We start from the raw sequence: 16,655 nt of genomic DNA, 5'->3' as shown, positions 1-16,655 counted from the left end.
CTTAATTTCACTAGATAATGCTAAAGTTTCTTTTGGAACAATATTTAAAAATGAAGGCCCAATAAACATTCCTAAAATCATCATTCCAACTAAAGCAGGAAGCTTTAGTTTTTCTATAATCTTTCCTGAGTAATTTGCGAAAACCCCTATTATTATTAAACTTATTATTATTATTAATATATTCATCTTATCCTCCTATATATTTATTATCTAAGAAATAATTTATTTTATAACATTTTTAAGCAAAAAAATAGACTCCTACCCTTAAAGAGTAGGAGTCATTAGCTTATAGCATTTAAAGGCGAACTCCATCGCCTATATTTCTTAAATTATGCCTCAATTATATACTAAATTCATTCTTTTGTAAATACTAGTTACTATTGAATCCCTTTAAAAGATCAGCAAATGGATTATTTATATCTTCCTCAGATTGTTTTTTCATTTTCTTCATTAAATTATTTACTTCTTTTTTATTTGCCTTATCTGATTTCTTATCAAATCTTTTATTAAATACACTTGCTTTTTCTCTAAAACTACAATTAGTGTTAGGACATACGTAAATTTGTCCTTCTCCTTGTCCTCTAAGCTCTAGCTTCTTTTTACATTCTGGGCATCTTGCATTAGTGTTTCTAGCAACATTTTCTCTATATCCACATTCTCTATCTTGGCAAACATTCATTGTTCCATTTTTTCCTTTTACCTCTAATAGATACTTTCCGCAATTTGGACATTTCTTCCCTGTTTTATTATCATGCACAAACTTACTATTAGTTCCCTTAACATCTTGAACTAAATTAGTAGCATATTTTCTCATTTCAAATACAAATGAATTTGCATCACTTATTCCCTTACTTATTTCATCTAACCTTTTTTCCCATTTAGCAGTAAGTAATGGAGATTTTAAATCAGATGGAACTAATTCAATCAATTGTTTTCCCTTTGAAGTAGGTAATATGTCTTTACCCTTTCTTTCAATAACAAATGAATTAAACAGCTTTTCTATAATATCAGCTCTTGTTGCTACAGTACCAAGTCCACCTGTTTCTCCTAATGTTTTTGCTGCATCCTTTGATATTGCAATATATTTTTGTGGATTTTCCATTGCAGATAAAAGAGTTCCTTCATTAAATCTTCCTGGAGCCTTAGTTTGAGAAGTCTTAATCTTTACCTCTTTAATTGATATCTTATCACCCTTACTTAACTTAGGTAATACTTGATCCTTTAATTCTTCATCATTTCTTTCATCTTCAAACTTTTCTTTGTCATATACAGCCTTCCAACCCTTTGATTTAATAACCTGTCCTTTAGATATAAATATCTCGTTTTTAATCTTAGCCTTTACACTTGTTTGAATATATTCAAAAGGTGGCATTAAAACGCTTAAAAATCTTTTTATTACTAAATCATAAACATTTCTTTCTTCAGAACTTAAATTACTTAAATTTGGTCTTTCTTCCGTTGGAATTATTGCATGGTGATCACTTACCTTTGAATCATCCACAAAGCTTTTATTAGCATTAATTCTTCCCTTTAATATTTCTGAAGTAGCATTTCTATAAACACCTAAAGAAATAGCTCTTAATCTATCTGGAAGAGTAGCTACAATATCTTTAGATATATATCTTGAATCTGTTCTAGGATAAGTTAATACCTTGTGATTTTCATATAACCTTTGCATAATTGAAAGAGTTTGCTTTGCAGAATATCCAAATATTCTGTTTGCATCTCTTTGTAATTCTGTTAAGTCATAAAGTGCTGGTGAAAACTTCTTTTTATCACTTTCTAAAACTTCTATAACCTCAGCATCTTCACCTTTAACCTTTGCAAAAATTGAATTTGCTATTTCTTCATTAAAAATACGACTATTATTATCATTATTTACATATTGAAGTGAAAAGCCATTGCTCTCAGCAGAAATAGTATAATAATCCTTTGGTTTAAAGTTCTTTATCTCCTCTTCTCTAGCTACTATCATTGCTAAAGTTGGTGATTGAACTCTTCCTGCCGAAAGCTGAGCATTGTATTTACAAGTTAATGCTCTAGTTACGTTAAGACCAACAATCCAATCTGCCTCTGCTCTACAAACCGCAGCCTTATAAAGATTTTCATATTGTTTTCCATCTTTTAAATTTCTAAACCCATCTAAGATTGCTTTATCTGTTTGAGATGATATCCATAATCTTTTAATAGGCTTTTTAACTCCAACCTTTTCTATTATCCATCTAGCTACTAATTCCCCTTCACGTCCAGCATCTGTAGCTATTACTATTTCATCAATATCAGGTCTTAGCATGACTTTTTTCACTTCATAAAATTGCTTTGAAGTTTTCTTTAATACAGTAAGCTTCATATACTTAGGAAGCATAGGTAATGTTTCCATACTCCAAGTTTTATATTTATTATCATAAGCCTCTGGATCTTGTAGCCCAACTAAATGACCTAAAGCCCAAGTAATTATGTATTTGCTCCCTTCTATATAACTTCCCTTATTTTGATTGCACTTTAAAACCTTAGCAATATCTCTACCAACACTAGGCTTTTCAGCAAGAACTAAAATCTTCCCCATATTATCTCCTTTTGATTTTTAAACATTTTTTATTTAGGCTTTGCAAACTCCTTTTGAAGCCCTCTTATATATTCTAAAGCCTTTATAAAGTCCTTTTGATCTGTTAAATTTATATATATTAAACAAGAAACAGAATCACCAACTTCACTTATACGTGTAGCTATTCTAAAATGGTCTTCTAGTTCCTTTACTTGCATTTTATAAATTAAATCAAGGTGAACTTTTTCATTATTCATTATAACATTAATATTATCTTTTTCTATAGTAATACTAACATCCTTTTCAGTTACGCCCTCTGATATATTTCCATACTTAGTAAATGTAAAGGAGCAACCATCATAATCAAATCTCTTACTTTCTTTTAAGTTATTTAAAATATATTCGCCATCTTTTCTTTTTAAAAACTCTTCCTCATCATCGTAAAATTTATATTTCCCTAAATAATCTATCTTATAAGTTCTAAATATTTCATCTTTATATAAATTTGTATCCATACTAATACCTCCTAGTAAAAATAAATTTACTTCAATATTAGTATCTCTAAAATCTTTAATTCTATAAGTCATATACTAAATGAACTAGCTGTTAAATAAAGGCTCCATCTATTTTAATTATTTGGCCATTTAAATACTTACAATTTTCACTACATAAAAAAACTACAGCTTTTCCTATTTCTGAAACATCCCCAAATCTCCCCATTGGTATTTCTTCTTCTAACTCTCTTTTTTCATCTAATGAAAGAAAAGAATTCATTTCTGTCTCTATAACTCCTGGTGCAATAGCATTAATTCTTATCCCCATTGCCGAAACTTCCTTTGCTAAAGATTTAGTAAATAAGTTTAATCCTCCCTTAGATGTAGAATAAACTACTTCACAAGATGCTCCTACATCACCCCAAATAGATGATATATTTACAATACTTCCAGTTCCTCTACTAATCATATGATTTAAAACATTCTTAGCCATATACATTGTTCCAAGTAAATTTACTCCTATTAAATTATCAATAGATTCCTTTGTTGAATCCATAAATAGTCCTATTTCAGATCTACCAGCATTATTAATAAGAATATCAATTTTTCCAAAGGCCTTTAATGTTTCATCTACAATACTTGCACAAGTATCAAAATCTGATATATCACCTTTTATTATTTTTCCATAGCCTCCAAAGTCATTAATCAACCTTAATGTTTCTTCAGCTCCCTTTAAATCCTTTGAATAGTTTATTACTACTAAAGCACCTTCTTTTGCAAGCTCTATAGAAATACCTCTTCCTATTCCTCTTGAAGCCCCAGTTACTATAGCAACTTTTCCTTTTAAGTTCTCCATTTTTTACTCCTCTTTTTTCTTTTTATAAGCAATCTCTTAAAACTCTTTTTACATTTCCATAAAATATTTTATCTATTTCACCTTCTGTAAATCCACCTTTTTTAAGCTCTTCTATTAGCTTATACATTTCACTAAAATCTTTAATTTCAACTTCATTTTCTATTCCATCAAAATCTGTTCCTAGTGCAATAACATCTACTCCACCAATATTTTTTGTATGCTTTAAATGAAGCATCATATCTTCTATTCTAGACACTTTATTTTCACCTAAAAATGGAGCACAAAAGTTTAATCCCATAACCCCACCCTTAGAAGATAACTTTCTTATCATATCATCTGTAAGATTTCTTGGATGATTAGTAATTTCTCTTGCATTAGAGTGAGTTGCAATAAATGGCTTTCTACAAATATCTATTAAATCATAAAAGCCTCCATCTGAAAGATGTGAGCAATCAGGTATAATTCCTAAATTCTCCATTTCCAACACTATTTCTTTTCCTTTTTCCTTTAAACCAAAATCCTTATATTTATTCTTATAATTAGGATATCCTATGCTATTTTCAAAGTTCCAAGTTAAAGTAATAAATCTTACACCTAAATCATAAACTTCTTTTACTCTTTCAACCTTTCCCTCTAAAACTTCCCCCTCTTCAATAGAAATAAATCCACCTAACTTTCCTATTATATTAGCTTCTTCAAGTTCCTCTAAATTTCTAACTATTACAATATCATTATTATTTTTATTTATTTCCTGAATAAAATTATTATACATTTTTATAAATTCTTTATATGGATTATCCACTATATCTAGTTCAATAAAATGTGCAAACACCTGCCCTAAAGCCTTAGATTTTTGTAGCTTATTAATATCTATCTTACAAATACTATCCTTTAAGCTTAACCCTTCATATAATAATCTACTTGCTGTATCACAATGTAAGTCTATTGATTTCACATTAATCTCTCACTTTCTTAAATATTTTTGAAGATTTAATATCTTTTCTTTCTTCTTCTTTTAAATCATTTATTTTTATTCTTTCAGACCTAGCCCATAAAAGATACTCCTCTAAGCTTTGAGCCGCGCTTATAGCCTTTCTCTTAACCCATAAAACTCCATTTTCTTGAGCTTCAACACTCCACTTAACAAGGGATATCTTACCCTTTTCTATTTCTATACAAGTCATTGCAAATGGCAGAACACAACATCCATCATTAAAATATGGTGGCTCGTATTTTCCAGGCATTCTACTATTATGTGTATGACCACAAATAATCATTCTTTGGCTTTCCCTAGCATACTTTTCAAGTTTTTTGTCAACCTTATCTCCCTTTATATTATTTCTAGCTGGACTCGTTGGATCTTTAAACCCTGCAATTCCATTTAAAAACTTCCATACATACCTTACTAAAAATCTTGAATACCTCCAAAGTGTAGAATTAATAAAATCTACTTGGTGTCCATGAGTTACAAGGAAACTTTCATTAATTTTTAAATAATTAAATCTTATTCCTTCATAAAACTTTAAATCCTTTATAAACTTTAAAAATTCTTTTCCATAATCTGCTCCAATTTTTCTTAATGCTCTATACTCTTTAATATAAAAGTTTTCATTCTTTTTTATTATATCATGATTTCCATAAATTATATAAAGTCTGTTTTTTTCCTTAAATTTATTTAATATTTTAAAAATATCCTCATAAATATATGCTATATCATTAAAATTTTTATTTTTCCAAAGCTCATCTCCATCTCCAACTTCTACGTAAGTAAAACCATTTCTAAAGTAATAAGAAATAGCTGTTTTATATATGTTTTTATTAGGCAGCAGAGAATCATAGTATGTTCCATCTCCACGGTGAACATCTGAAATAAACACTAGCTTTGAGTTATTATCTATTTCTACTTCATTAGACTTTTCATATACATTATCTAAATTTCCCATTAACTAAACTCCCTTTATTAATAACATATTATTTTATTCAAAAATAATTATTTTGATATTAAAAATAATCTTTTCTTTTTATATATAAATATCTTAGATTTGAACAAACTAATTTTATATTATTAAAAAGGAGAGAAGTCTTGTGCATAAAAATTATAAAAGGATTATATCATTATTATTATTTTTAACCTTGCTTTTTCCTTCATCTATATCCAAGTCTAGTCCTATATTTAATAATTTAAATATAGATGAAGAAATATCTACATTAAATGAACTAGAACCAACATCAGATGAAGTGAAAAATGAATTTAAAGTTCTTTTAGAAGACCTATTTTGCAAAAGAAACGCTGCCGTTGTTTGTGGAGATTCTGAGCTTTTAAAGGAATTTTATGACTTAAAAATTAAAGTAAGTCTTTGGGCTTATGAAAGCGAAGCAAAAAAAACTCAATATTTAATTAATTGGTCAGAAAAACAAGCTGTTCAATTTAGAGATTTAAAATCAACTGTTAGAATTAGAAAGGTTGTTGAAAAGGAGCCTGGGTTATTTGGAGTTATTTGTGATGTTGCAACAGACTTTAATTATTTTTATATAGATACTCCAGATGTTATAAATCATTTTAGGTTAGGTACTAATCATTATTTAAATTTAAAAAAGACAGATGATAAATATATAATAACTAAGGAATGGTATACAGACCCCTTTGCAGACTCCTTAGATATAGAAAATATAAAATCTGAAGAAATTAGCGACTTTATTTTATCTCAAAGCCCCCCTGAATTCACTGCCTCTGAAAGACTTCAAAAAGCTTTAGATTATGCTCACACCTACTGTGGCGTTTCAGAAGATGAGGAGTTTACCTTTAAATACAATTCAAAATATAAAAATCATAATCCCGATGGTGGTGACTGTGCTAATTTTGCCTCTCAAATTTTACATGAAGGAGGAGGCTTTAAGAAAAATGGAACATGGAGCTATGAAGGTAAAAACGGAACTAAATCTTGGCTTAATGCTCAAGGCTTTAAAAACTATATGGTTGGAAGTGGTCGTGCATCTTATATTGCAAAGGGAACTTATCAACAAGTATATAAGGCTGCCTTTAATATGAGACCTGGAGATTTTGTTGCATATGAAAAAAAAGGGCGAATAACTCATATTTCAACTGTTACTGGATTTGATTCTAAAGGATATCCATTAGTGACTTGCCATAATACTGATAGACTTTTAGTTCCCTATGACCTAGGATGGAGTAATCCAAATATACGCTTTCATTTAGTTCACGTACATTATTAAAAGCTAAAGGCATCTTTTAAATTCAAAAGATGCCTTTAGCTTTTATAGTAAATTATTTACTTTCTTTATATTGGTCTAAGGACTTGGTAACTATGTCCATTAATTTCTTTTGATAATTTGTATCTGCTAACATTTTGTCCTCTTCCCAATTGCTCATAAATCCCATTTCTAATATTATTACTGGAACCGTAGACCAATTAAAACCAGTTATATCATCTCTCTCTATAATACCATTTACCTTTATTCCAGATTCCTTTAAATTTTTCTTTAATATTTCAGCATATTCAAAGCTTTTCTCATAAATACTTGACGTATGTTTCCCTGATTTAGATGGAACTAATATTGTTGCACCTTTTTTACAACAGTCATTTACACTATCACAATGAATCCTTATTGTCATATCTGCATTTGCATCATTTGCAACCTTAGCTCGCTCAGCATTACTTATATTCACATTATGAACTTCTCTTGTCATAATTACATTGTAATCATTTTCTTTTAATATATCTCTTAAAATTAGCGAAGCCTCTAAGTTTACAACATATTCATTTTTTTTAGTTCCTACACCCTTTGTTCCTGCTGAAACCCTTGCTTTTTTATTTCCTGAACCCGGAGCAACTGCTTCCCCCTTTGGATCACCTTTTTCTTGGTGTCCTGGGTCAATGCACACAGTAAATTTCTTAGAACTTTCTTCTTTTAACATTAAAGCTTTTGTCATTGTACTTCCAATAAAGTTAACTAGTAATCCAATAACTAAAACTAATGATAAGAATCTTATTTTGTTTCTCATACTTAATATTTCTCCTCCTTTGTAAACATACTAATATATTTTGCAAAGAGGATTCAACTTATTCATTTTAACTTTTTTTCAATTTAGCTATAAAAAAACCTTCCATAACATCATTAGGGATTATCCTTAATGATTTATTCATATCCTTTATATAATTTTTATCTTTATATCCTTTAAGGCCCGGAATTACATTTTTGTAATCTAGATTAATTTTTTCTAATTTTAAATCACTATGCTTATTTAAAATATATTCTATTATTTCTTCATTTTCAAATGGATTTAATGTACAAGTGGAATATATCATAACTCCACCTTGCTTTAATGACAAATAAGCACTTTCTATTAGTCTTTTTTGAAGCTTAACACAGCTTTTAACTCTTTTTTCTGACCATCCATTATAATTTTTCTTATTTTTTAAGTGTATAGTTCCCTCTCCAGAACAAGGTGCATCTAAAAGTACACGATCAAAGTAATTATTTAATCTTTTTCCTACACTACATCCATCACTACCTACGATTATTATTGATTCTGCCCCCTGTTTTTCTGCATTATAGTTTAATCTTTCTCTTCTTATTTCATTTACATCATTTGCAAAAATAGTTGATTCGTTATTAGTTAAATCAGCCATAAATAAACTTTTACCACCTGGTGCTGCACATAAATCTAATATAGTTTGCTTTTTGTCTAAATCTAGAAATAAAGGTGGCAACATAGATGATGGATTTTGAAGATAAATCTTCCCTGCTTTATATACATCTAATTTCCTAATAAAGCTTTCTTTGCTTCCTTTAATTATAAATGTATTATTTATCTTAGGGTGATTTACAGCCTTTATTTTATTTTTATTAAGTTCATCCATAACTTCTTTAACATTTCCCTTTATTTTGTTTACTCTAAAGCTTGTATTTCTACCATTACCATAACTTCTGTAAATCATATCTAGTTGACGATCAGTAAAGATATTTTCTAATACCTCAATAAATTCCTTTGGCAAGCTATATTTAATTTCTTTTATAGACACCATCTCACCCCTATAATATATTCATATTATATAATACTATTTACCTTATGATATTATGATTATAAATACCCTAGTACCTCTTTATTAAATTAGTTAAAACAAAAAAATCCAAGAAGATTTTACCTCCTTGGATTTTATAGATTTTAGTAAATATATTACTTTAAATCTATTGTTAATTCAACAGGGCAATGATCTGAACCTAATATTTCAGTATGTATATCTGCGCCCTCTAATTTATCTTTAAGCTTTTCAGAAACTAAGAAATAATCTATTCTCCATCCAGCATTTTTTTCTCTTGCTTTAAATCTATATGACCACCAAGAATATGAATCCTTTTTATCTGGATAAAAATATCTATACGAATCTATAAAACCTTCATTTAAAATTGCATTAAGCTTTTCTCTTTCTTCATCTGTAAAACCAGCATTTTTTCTATTAGTTTTAGGATTTTTTAAATCAATTTCTTTATGTGCTACATTTAGATCTCCACAAACTATTACTGGTTTAATGTTGTCTAAAGCTTTTAAGTACTTTCTAAATTCATCATCCCATACCATTCTATAATCTAATCTTGCAAGCTCATTTTGAGAATTTGGAGTATAGACGGTTATCATGTAAAACTCTTCAAACTCTAACGTTATTACTCTTCCTTCTTCATCATGCTCTTGAATTGAAAGCCCATAAGAAACACTTAAAGGCTCTTTTTTAGTAAATATAGCTGTTCCTGAATAACCTTTTTTTATAGCATAATTCCAATATTGATGATATCCTTCTAATTCTAAATTAATTTGTCCTTCCTGTAGCTTGCTTTCTTGAATACAAAAAATATCTGCATCCACATCTTTAAAATAATCTAAAAAACCTTTAGTTACACAAGCTCTGATTCCATTTACATTCCATGATATAAGCTTCATTTTCTTCTCTCCTTTTATTTTTACTTAATTTATATTATATCTAAAGTAAACTTATTTTAAAATAATTATCTATTAAATCATTCTTATTCTATGATTATTTAAAAACTTTAATTTAATGTTATAATTATAATATAACTTTATAGAGGTGCCTTATGAATAATTTAAATATGTTAGATAATTGTAATTTATGTATGAGAAAATGTAATATTAACAGAAATAATAAAAATTTAGGATTTTGTAATTCTTCAAATAAAATTAAAGTAGCTAGAGCAGAACTTCACTTTTGGGAAGAACCTTGTATTTCCGGTGAATCTGGTTCTGGTACTGTTTTCTTTTCTAATTGTAATTTAAGATGTGTTTTTTGCCAAAACTATGAAATTTCAAGTGATGGAAATGGAAAAGAAATTGATATCACTAGACTTAGTGATATTTTTATTGAGCTTCAAGAAAAGGGAGCTAATAATATTAATTTAGTTACCCCGACTCACTATGTACCACAAATAATAGAAGCTTTAAAAATTTCAAAGAAAAATGGATTAAATATTCCTATTGTATATAATACAAATGGCTTTGATTCCTTAGAGACTATAAAATCTCTGAAAGGATATATAGATGTATATTTACCTGATTTTAAATATTTTAACCATAAATATTCTTTAAAATATTCAAATGCTAATGATTATTCATATAATGTTTTATCTATTATAAAAGAAATGGTTTCTCAAGTCGGAGAGCCTACCTTTGATGATAATGGAATTATTACAAAAGGTGTAATAGTACGTCATTTAATGTTACCTGGATTATTATTCGATTCTAAAAAAGTTATTGATAGTCTTTATAATACATTTGGAGATAAAATTTATATTTCTATAATGAATCAATATACACCAATGTACAAGTCCTGTAATTATCCTGAAATTAATAAAAGCCTTAATCCTAAACATTATGATTCCTTAGTTAATTATGCTGTAGATATAGGCGTTACAAAGGGATTTATTCAAGATACAGGAACTAACTCTAAAGCCTTTGTTCCTTCCTTTAAAAATGAAGGTGTTTAAAATAAGCTATGGCTAAAAAGTCATAGCCTTTTTTTCTTATAAAATAAAAAGAGATAGATATCTACCTCTTTTTTTAACCTTAATATAATGGATATTTATCACATAAGTTCTTAACTCTTATTTTTATATTAGTTAAGTCCTCTTCTCTTACAGAAATTACATCATTAATTATACTAGCAATTTCCTTCATATCCTCTGTATTAAATCCTCTAGTTGTAACAGCAGCAGTTCCTATTCTTATTCCTGAAGTTACAAAAGGACTTCTAGTTTCATTAGGCACAGTATTTTTATTAACTGTTATTCCTATACTATCTAATAATATTTCAGCATCCTTACCTGTAATATCCTTATTAGTTAAATCAACTAATATTAAATGATTGTCTGTTCCACCAGAAACTATTTTAAATCCATAACTTATTAATGAATTTGCAAGTTCCTTACAGTTAAGAACTACATTTTCCATATAACCTTTATAGCTTGGGTCTAACGCTTCTTTAAAGCATACTGCCTTGGCTGCAATTGTATGCATTAAAGGTCCACCTTGAATTCCAGGGAAGATGTTTTTATCTAATACCTTAGCGTATTTATCTTTACATAATATTAATCCACCTCTTGGTCCACGAAGAGTCTTATGAGTTGTAGATGTAACAAAATCTGCATATGGAACTGGTGAAGGATGTACTCCTGCTGCAACTAATCCAGCAATATGAGCCATATCAACCATAAATAAAGCTCCAACTTCATCACATATGTCTTTAAACTTTTTAAAATCTATTTCTCTAGCATATGCACTTGCCCCTGCTACTATTAATTTTGGTTTATTTTCAATAGCTAATCTTCTTACTACATCATAATCAATTTCTTCTGTTACCTTGTCAACTCCATATGAAACAAAGTTAAAAAGCTTACCTGAAAAGTTAACTGGTGAACCATGAGTTAAATGTCCTCCATGGCTTAAATCCATTCCTAAAACAGTATCTCCAGGCTCTAAAATTGAAAAATAAACAGCCATATTTGCTTGTGAACCTGAATGTGGTTGAACATTAGCATGTTCTGCACCAAATAACTCCTTTGCCCTATCACGTGCTATATCTTCAATTTTGTCAACTACGTGACATCCACCATAATATCTTTTATTAGGATATCCTTCAGCATACTTATTAGTTAAGTATGATCCCATAGCTTCCATAACTGCTTCTGAAGCAAAGTTTTCTGAAGCTATAAGCTCTATTCCATTTCTTTGTCTTTCTAGCTCTTTTTCCATTAAGCTATAAACTAATTCATCTTCTTTTAATAATTTATTAAAATCCATATTTATCACCCCAAAGTCCTTTTTTATCAATTATAATGTTAATTCATTTATTAATCAACAATATTATTTAATTATAATTAGCTTTTAGTAATACTTTATAAATTAAGGTGTTATTCTATTTAATATATTTTCTTTAATTTTAATTTAGTATTTTATTTACATTAGTGTGTAATAATAAATTATAAATATTTTTTAGGAGAGACATTATGGATATGGATGAATTACTTCATGTTGCTACTTTTGCTGGCAAAATAATGCTAGAAAGTGGTGCTGAAACCTATAGAGCAGAAGAAATTATTTGGCGTATATGCAAAATTTATGGTGCTGAAGAGGCAGATAGCTTTGTTACTACTACTGGAATCATGGTTTCTATTTATGATGCTGGAAAAACTTATTCACTAATAAAAAGAGTTTCTGTTAGAACAGTTGATTTAGATAAAGTTGATAAGGTTAATGACTTATCAAGAAATATTCTTTCTAAAAATCTATCAATTTCTGATTTAAAAAAGGAGCTTTTAATTATAAATAATGGAAATAGATATAGTATAACTACTAATGTTTTAATTTCAGCCTTAGGTGCCTTTTGCTTTGTTTTTCTTTTTGATGGAGCAATTAAAGATGCAATTTCTGCTTTCTTTATAGGTATTGTAATTAAAATAACCTCTATTAAATTTTCAAATCTTAATATAAATACTTTTTTTATAAATAGTATTTGTGCAGGTATTGCTGCTATAATGGCAATATTTTTTACCAGTTTAGGAATAGCTACAAATTTAGATAAGACAATAATCGGTTCTATTATGCTTTTAGTCCCTGGATTATCTATTACAAATGCCATTAGAGATACTATTTCAGGCGACTTATTAGCAGGACTAACTAGAGCTGCTGAAGCATTTCTTGTTGCAATTTCTATTGCAGTAGGAACTGGAGCAGTTTTAAGCTTTTGGATAAGTAACTTCGGAGGTATATAAAATGATTATTCAAACTTTCATAGCCTTTATTGCAACATTAGGATTTGGAATACTTTTCAACATAAAAGGTAAAAATCTTTTCTTCGCTGCCTTTGGAGGTGCTTTAAGCTGGTTTATTTACTTATTATGTTTAGAACTAAAATTCACAACTATTTCTTCACTTTTTATATCTTCATTAATATTTAGTGCTTATTCTGAAATTTTTGCTCGTGTTTTAAAAACCCCCGTAACTACATTAGTTATTTGTGCCCTTATTCCTTTAGTTCCTGGTGGAGGAATGTATTACACCATGTATGAAGCTATTACTGGTAATATAAATCAATCTCTAGAAACAGGATTAACTACCCTTGCTAGCGCTGGAACATTAGCCCTTGGTGTAATTTTTGTTTCTACATCTACAAGGCTTATAATGTCTGCTAAAAGAAGAAGAGAAAGAAAGAACTTTGCTCAAAATACATAAGTACCTACAAATAAATTTGTAGGTACTTATTATAGTTATTTAAATAAATTAAAAACTCCTAATCCATATAAGAATATTATTAAAATTGCAAATGGTGCTAAATACTTAACTGAAAATGAATATAAACCTTGAAGTCTAAATGTAAACTTACCATCACTTGAAATTTCTTTAGCTGCATTTTTAGTTCCCCATACCCATGCAACAAATAAGCATATTAATACTCCACCAATTGGAAGTAAAATTTGTCCTGTTACAAAATCAAGAGTATCAAATATTCCTCTATCACCTAAAAGTTTAATATCTGATAAAACTCCAAATGATAGTATACTAGGAATTGATAATGCAAATAATGCTGTTGTAATAATTGCTATTGTTTTCTTTCTACTTAACTTAAACTGTTCTGATACAAATGTAACTGAAGTTTCCATTAATGATACAGTTGATGTTAAAGCAGCTATAGCTATTAATACAAAGAATAATATTTCAAAAAATTGACCAAACGGCATTGCTTTAAATACTGTTGGTAATGTTATAAATAAAAGTCCTGGTCCTGCTGTTGGCTCTAATCCATAAGCAAAAACTGCTGGGAATATTACGACACCTGCCATTAATGCAATTACTGTATCTGCAATAGCAACTTGATAAGATAATGAAACTAAGTTTTCACTTTTCTTTGTATATCCACCAAAAGTAAGTATAATCCCCATACCTAAACTAAGTGTATAAAAAGCATGTCCTAATGCTTCTAAAACTCCATGAACTGAAAGCTTACTAAAATCAGGCTTAAATAAAAACTCAAGACCTGCTGATGCTCCAGGTAATGTAACTGATCTAATTATTAAAATTACTATAAGTCCTAATAATAAAGGCATTGCTATTTTACTAAACTTTTCTATACCTGATTTAATTCCAAAGAAAACTATTACTGCTGTAATTACTAATACTAAAAGAGTCATTAATACTGGCTCTACAGGACTAGCTGCTAAAGAATTAAAATAATCACTAAATCCATCTGCTGGAACTCCCTTTAATGCACCTGTGGCTGACTTGAATATATATGAGAATACCCATCCAGCAATCATAGCATAAAATGAAAGAATTATAAATGCTGTTGCTGTTGCTAAGTATCCAGTCCAATGCCACTTTGTTTTTGGAGCAATCTTCTTAAAACTTTCTATTGCATTAGTTTGATATTTTCTTCCAATGGCAAATTCTGATAACATAACAGGAATACCTATTAAAAAGATACAAATTAAATATACAATAATAAATGCTGCCCCTCCGTTTTGTCCAGTTATGTAAGGAAACTTCCATATATTTCCCAATCCTATAGCCGAACCTGCTGCGGCTGCAAGAATCCCTAATCTCGAACTAAAATTTTCTCTACTCATGTTAAATCCCCCTTTTTCTTAACGATTATCATTATAGTATCTATATTAATTTATTATTTGTATTTTGTCAATTAATTGAGATATTTATTGTTTGTTTGATATTAATATATCTCTTTTATTGATATTTAATCAATTTGATCAATGTATTTACATTTGAAAATATTAACTTGTTAAATTTAGGTATTTGTATATAATAAAAAAGATATAGAACTAATAAGCAATTATACTTATTTTCCTATATCTTTTTTGCTTCTATTTTACAACAAATACATTTACTTAACAAAAGTGTTTATTGTTTTAATTAATCTTTTTAAATTTTCTTGTTGTTGAGTATCTTCTTCTATTCCTAGACAATTATTAGCATAATGCTCTATTGTTAATCCTCCAACTTTATTAATTGCAGATCTTATTGCAGATATTTGGACAAGTATATCTCCACAACATACGTTTTTTTCCATCATTCCTTGAATTCCTTTTACTTGACCTTCAATCCTTTTTAACCTATTTATTATATCTTTTCTTAATTTTTCATTTTCTTCGTACAAATTAAATTCCTCCAGTTTTTAGATACCTCTATATGGTATATATTCTACATTCTTATCTATTAATATTCAATAAATATATTAACTTATTTTATTAATTAAACGTTTGATAATGTTTACTAAATAATGTATTATTAATAATAACACTTATTAGGAGGTAATAATTATGATAAATTTTTCATTTAAAAATAGTACTGAAATTATTTTCGGTAAAGATACTGAAAAGCAAATTGGAAAAGAAGTTAAAAAATATGCAGATAAAATCCTTTTACATTACGGTGGAGGAAGTATTAAAGCTAACGGATTATATGATACTATAATAAATTCATTAAAAGAATCAAACATAGAAGTTATAGAACTTTCAGGTGTAAAACCAAATCCTAGAGTTTCATTAGTTAGAGAAGGAATTAAAGCTTGTAGAGAACATAATATTGACTTTATTCTTGCAGTTGGTGGTGGTAGTGTTATTGACTCTGCTAAAGCTATATCAGCTGGAGTAAACTATGATGGTGATGTATGGGACTTATTCCTAGGTGCTCCTATAAATCACAAATGCGTTAAGCTTGCAACTATATTAACTATTCCTGCTGCTGGAAGTGAAACTAGTGCTGGAACTGTAATTACAAATGAAGATGGTTTATATAAAAAGAGTACAGGCCATCCTGACCTTAGACCAATATTCTCAATTATGAACCCTGAATTAACTTATTCTCTTCCTAAGTATCAAACTGCTTGTGGTGTAGCGGATATGCTTGCTCATGTTATGGAAAGATACTTTACTAATGAATCAAACGTTGATTTAACAGATAGACTTTGTGAAGGAACAATGAAATCAATTATTGAAAATGGTTTAAAGGTTATTAATAATCCAAAAGATTATGATTTAAGATCAGAAATAATGCTTGCTGGTATGGTTGCACATAATGATTCTTTAAGTATGGGAAGAATTGGTGACTGGGCAAGTCACGATATAGAACATGAATTAAGCGGTATTTATGATATTGCTCATGGAGCTGGTTTATCAATTATATTCCCTGCTTGGATGAAATATGTTTATAATCATGACT

At 28.6% G+C, this 16,655-nt stretch carries 16 protein-coding genes, 1 pseudogene and 1 riboswitch; of the genes and pseudogenes, 5 read left to right on the top strand and 12 right to left on the bottom strand.

The genetic code is table 11. The features are described 5' to 3' along the window. The 6 genes and pseudogenes from ACRDBA_RS06600 to ACRDBA_RS06575 form a co-directional block, all read right to left on the bottom strand. Positions 1-186 (bottom strand): annotated as a pseudogene (locus ACRDBA_RS06600) (cation:proton antiporter); the annotation flags it as partial. A 79-nt stretch (positions 187-265) separates the two neighbouring features. Next, positions 266-325, bottom strand: a riboswitch (Fluoride riboswitch). Positions 326-370: 45 nt separating this feature from the next. Then, positions 371-2,566 carry a DNA topoisomerase III gene (locus ACRDBA_RS06595; protein WP_438572139.1) on the bottom strand — a complete coding sequence of 732 codons (2,196 nt, stop codon included), beginning with the start codon at positions 2,564-2,566 and terminating at the stop codon, positions 371-373. 29 nt (positions 2,567-2,595) lie between these two features. Then, positions 2,596-3,060 carry a hypothetical protein gene (locus ACRDBA_RS06590; RefSeq protein WP_438572138.1) on the bottom strand — a complete coding sequence of 155 codons (465 nt, stop codon included), beginning with the start codon at positions 3,058-3,060 and terminating at the stop codon, positions 2,596-2,598. 91 nt (positions 3,061-3,151) lie between these two features. Then, positions 3,152-3,895, bottom strand: a complete 744-nt coding sequence (ymfI, locus tag ACRDBA_RS06585) for an elongation factor P 5-aminopentanone reductase (protein WP_438572137.1) — start codon at positions 3,893-3,895, stop codon at positions 3,152-3,154. A 22-nt stretch (positions 3,896-3,917) separates the two neighbouring features. Then, a complete protein-coding gene (locus ACRDBA_RS06580; protein WP_438572136.1) occupies positions 3,918-4,850 on the bottom strand; it encodes a dipeptidase in 933 nt (310 codons plus the stop codon). 1 nt (position 4,851) lies between these two features. Then, positions 4,852-5,838, bottom strand: coding sequence for a metallophosphoesterase (locus ACRDBA_RS06575; RefSeq protein ID WP_438572135.1), 987 nt, complete (start codon positions 5,836-5,838; stop codon positions 4,852-4,854). 142 nt (positions 5,839-5,980) lie between these two features. On the opposite strand from ACRDBA_RS06575, the gene ACRDBA_RS06570 reads away from it, so the two are divergent. Continuing rightward, positions 5,981-7,129, top strand: coding sequence for an amidase domain-containing protein (locus ACRDBA_RS06570; RefSeq protein ID WP_438572134.1), 1,149 nt, complete (start codon positions 5,981-5,983; stop codon positions 7,127-7,129). Between the two features lie 52 nt (positions 7,130-7,181). On the opposite strand, the gene ACRDBA_RS06565 is transcribed toward ACRDBA_RS06570, so the two are convergent. The 3 genes from ACRDBA_RS06565 to ACRDBA_RS06555 all read right to left on the bottom strand — a co-directional run bounded on the left by ACRDBA_RS06565 (position 7,182) and on the right by ACRDBA_RS06555 (position 9,854). Beyond that, positions 7,182-7,919, bottom strand: a complete 738-nt coding sequence (locus ACRDBA_RS06565; protein WP_438572133.1) for an N-acetylmuramoyl-L-alanine amidase — start codon at positions 7,917-7,919, stop codon at positions 7,182-7,184. Between the two features lie 67 nt (positions 7,920-7,986). After that, positions 7,987-8,943, bottom strand: a complete 957-nt coding sequence (locus ACRDBA_RS06560; protein ID WP_438572132.1) for an RsmB/NOP family class I SAM-dependent RNA methyltransferase — start codon at positions 8,941-8,943, stop codon at positions 7,987-7,989. A 152-nt stretch (positions 8,944-9,095) separates the two neighbouring features. Beyond that, entirely contained in the window at positions 9,096-9,854 is a 759-nt protein-coding gene (locus ACRDBA_RS06555) for an exodeoxyribonuclease III (protein ID WP_438572131.1), read from the bottom strand. Between the two features lie 152 nt (positions 9,855-10,006). On the opposite strand from ACRDBA_RS06555, the gene ACRDBA_RS06550 reads away from it, so the two are divergent. Then, complete coding sequence (locus ACRDBA_RS06550) at positions 10,007-10,912, top strand: radical SAM protein (RefSeq protein ID WP_438572130.1); 906 nt, start codon at positions 10,007-10,009, stop codon at positions 10,910-10,912. A gap of 79 nt (positions 10,913-10,991) precedes the next feature. Here the strand turns inward: ACRDBA_RS06550 and glyA are convergent, their stop codons facing one another. Continuing rightward, positions 10,992-12,224, bottom strand: coding sequence for a serine hydroxymethyltransferase (gene glyA, locus ACRDBA_RS06545; protein ID WP_438572129.1), 1,233 nt, complete (start codon positions 12,222-12,224; stop codon positions 10,992-10,994). A 206-nt stretch (positions 12,225-12,430) separates the two neighbouring features. Here glyA and ACRDBA_RS06540 point away from each other — a divergent pair, with 206 nt between their 5' ends. Continuing rightward, the gene (locus ACRDBA_RS06540) at positions 12,431-13,195 is read left to right on the top strand and encodes a threonine/serine exporter family protein (RefSeq protein WP_438572128.1); all 765 of its coding nucleotides are present in this window, start codon (positions 12,431-12,433) and stop codon (positions 13,193-13,195) included. Between the two features lies 1 nt (position 13,196). Further along, positions 13,197-13,655 carry a threonine/serine exporter family protein gene (locus ACRDBA_RS06535; RefSeq protein ID WP_438572127.1) on the top strand — a complete coding sequence of 153 codons (459 nt, stop codon included), beginning with the start codon at positions 13,197-13,199 and terminating at the stop codon, positions 13,653-13,655. Positions 13,656-13,690: 35 nt separating this feature from the next. On the opposite strand, the gene ACRDBA_RS06530 is transcribed toward ACRDBA_RS06535, so the two are convergent. Together ACRDBA_RS06530 and ACRDBA_RS06525 are read right to left on the bottom strand one after the other, a co-directional pair. Beyond that, entirely contained in the window at positions 13,691-15,046 is a 1,356-nt protein-coding gene (locus tag ACRDBA_RS06530; protein ID WP_438572126.1) for a sodium-dependent transporter, read from the bottom strand. A 272-nt stretch (positions 15,047-15,318) separates the two neighbouring features. Next, the gene (locus tag ACRDBA_RS06525; RefSeq protein ID WP_438572125.1) at positions 15,319-15,591 is read right to left on the bottom strand and encodes a metal-sensitive transcriptional regulator; all 273 of its coding nucleotides are present in this window, start codon (positions 15,589-15,591) and stop codon (positions 15,319-15,321) included. A gap of 163 nt (positions 15,592-15,754) precedes the next feature. Between ACRDBA_RS06525 and ACRDBA_RS06520 the strand changes: the two genes are divergently transcribed. Beyond that, a partial coding sequence (locus ACRDBA_RS06520) for an iron-containing alcohol dehydrogenase (RefSeq protein WP_438572124.1) occupies positions 15,755-16,655 on the top strand: 901 nt, incomplete at its 3' end.

This window comes from Clostridium sp., from assembly GCF_051654825.1.
Lineage (GTDB): Bacteria > Bacillota > Clostridia > Clostridiales > Clostridiaceae > Clostridium.
The sequence above is the reverse complement of the archived record's forward strand: the minus strand, read 5'-3'. Positions and strand labels throughout refer to the sequence as shown.

Coding starts and splice junctions, on each gene's coding strand:
- ACRDBA_RS06595 (WP_438572139.1), bottom strand. CDS start 2,566: ATGGGGAAGATTTTAGTTCTTGCTGAAAAGCCTAGTGTTGGTAGAGAT.
- ACRDBA_RS06550 (WP_438572130.1), top strand. CDS start 10,007: ATGAATAATTTAAATATGTTAGATAATTGTAATTTATGTATGAGAAAA.
- ACRDBA_RS06540 (WP_438572128.1), top strand. CDS start 12,431: ATGGATATGGATGAATTACTTCATGTTGCTACTTTTGCTGGCAAAATA.
- ACRDBA_RS06590 (WP_438572138.1), bottom strand. CDS start 3,060: ATGGATACAAATTTATATAAAGATGAAATATTTAGAACTTATAAGATA.
- ACRDBA_RS06575 (WP_438572135.1), bottom strand. CDS start 5,838: ATGGGAAATTTAGATAATGTATATGAAAAGTCTAATGAAGTAGAAATA.
- ACRDBA_RS06555 (WP_438572131.1), bottom strand. CDS start 9,854: ATGAAGCTTATATCATGGAATGTAAATGGAATCAGAGCTTGTGTAACT.
- ACRDBA_RS06565 (WP_438572133.1), bottom strand. CDS start 7,919: ATGAGAAACAAAATAAGATTCTTATCATTAGTTTTAGTTATTGGATTA.
- glyA (WP_438572129.1), bottom strand. CDS start 12,224: ATGGATTTTAATAAATTATTAAAAGAAGATGAATTAGTTTATAGCTTA.
- ymfI (WP_438572137.1), bottom strand. CDS start 3,895: ATGGAGAACTTAAAAGGAAAAGTTGCTATAGTAACTGGGGCTTCAAGA.
- ACRDBA_RS06560 (WP_438572132.1), bottom strand. CDS start 8,943: ATGGTGTCTATAAAAGAAATTAAATATAGCTTGCCAAAGGAATTTATT.
- ACRDBA_RS06530 (WP_438572126.1), bottom strand. CDS start 15,046: ATGAGTAGAGAAAATTTTAGTTCGAGATTAGGGATTCTTGCAGCCGCA.
- ACRDBA_RS06535 (WP_438572127.1), top strand. CDS start 13,197: ATGATTATTCAAACTTTCATAGCCTTTATTGCAACATTAGGATTTGGA.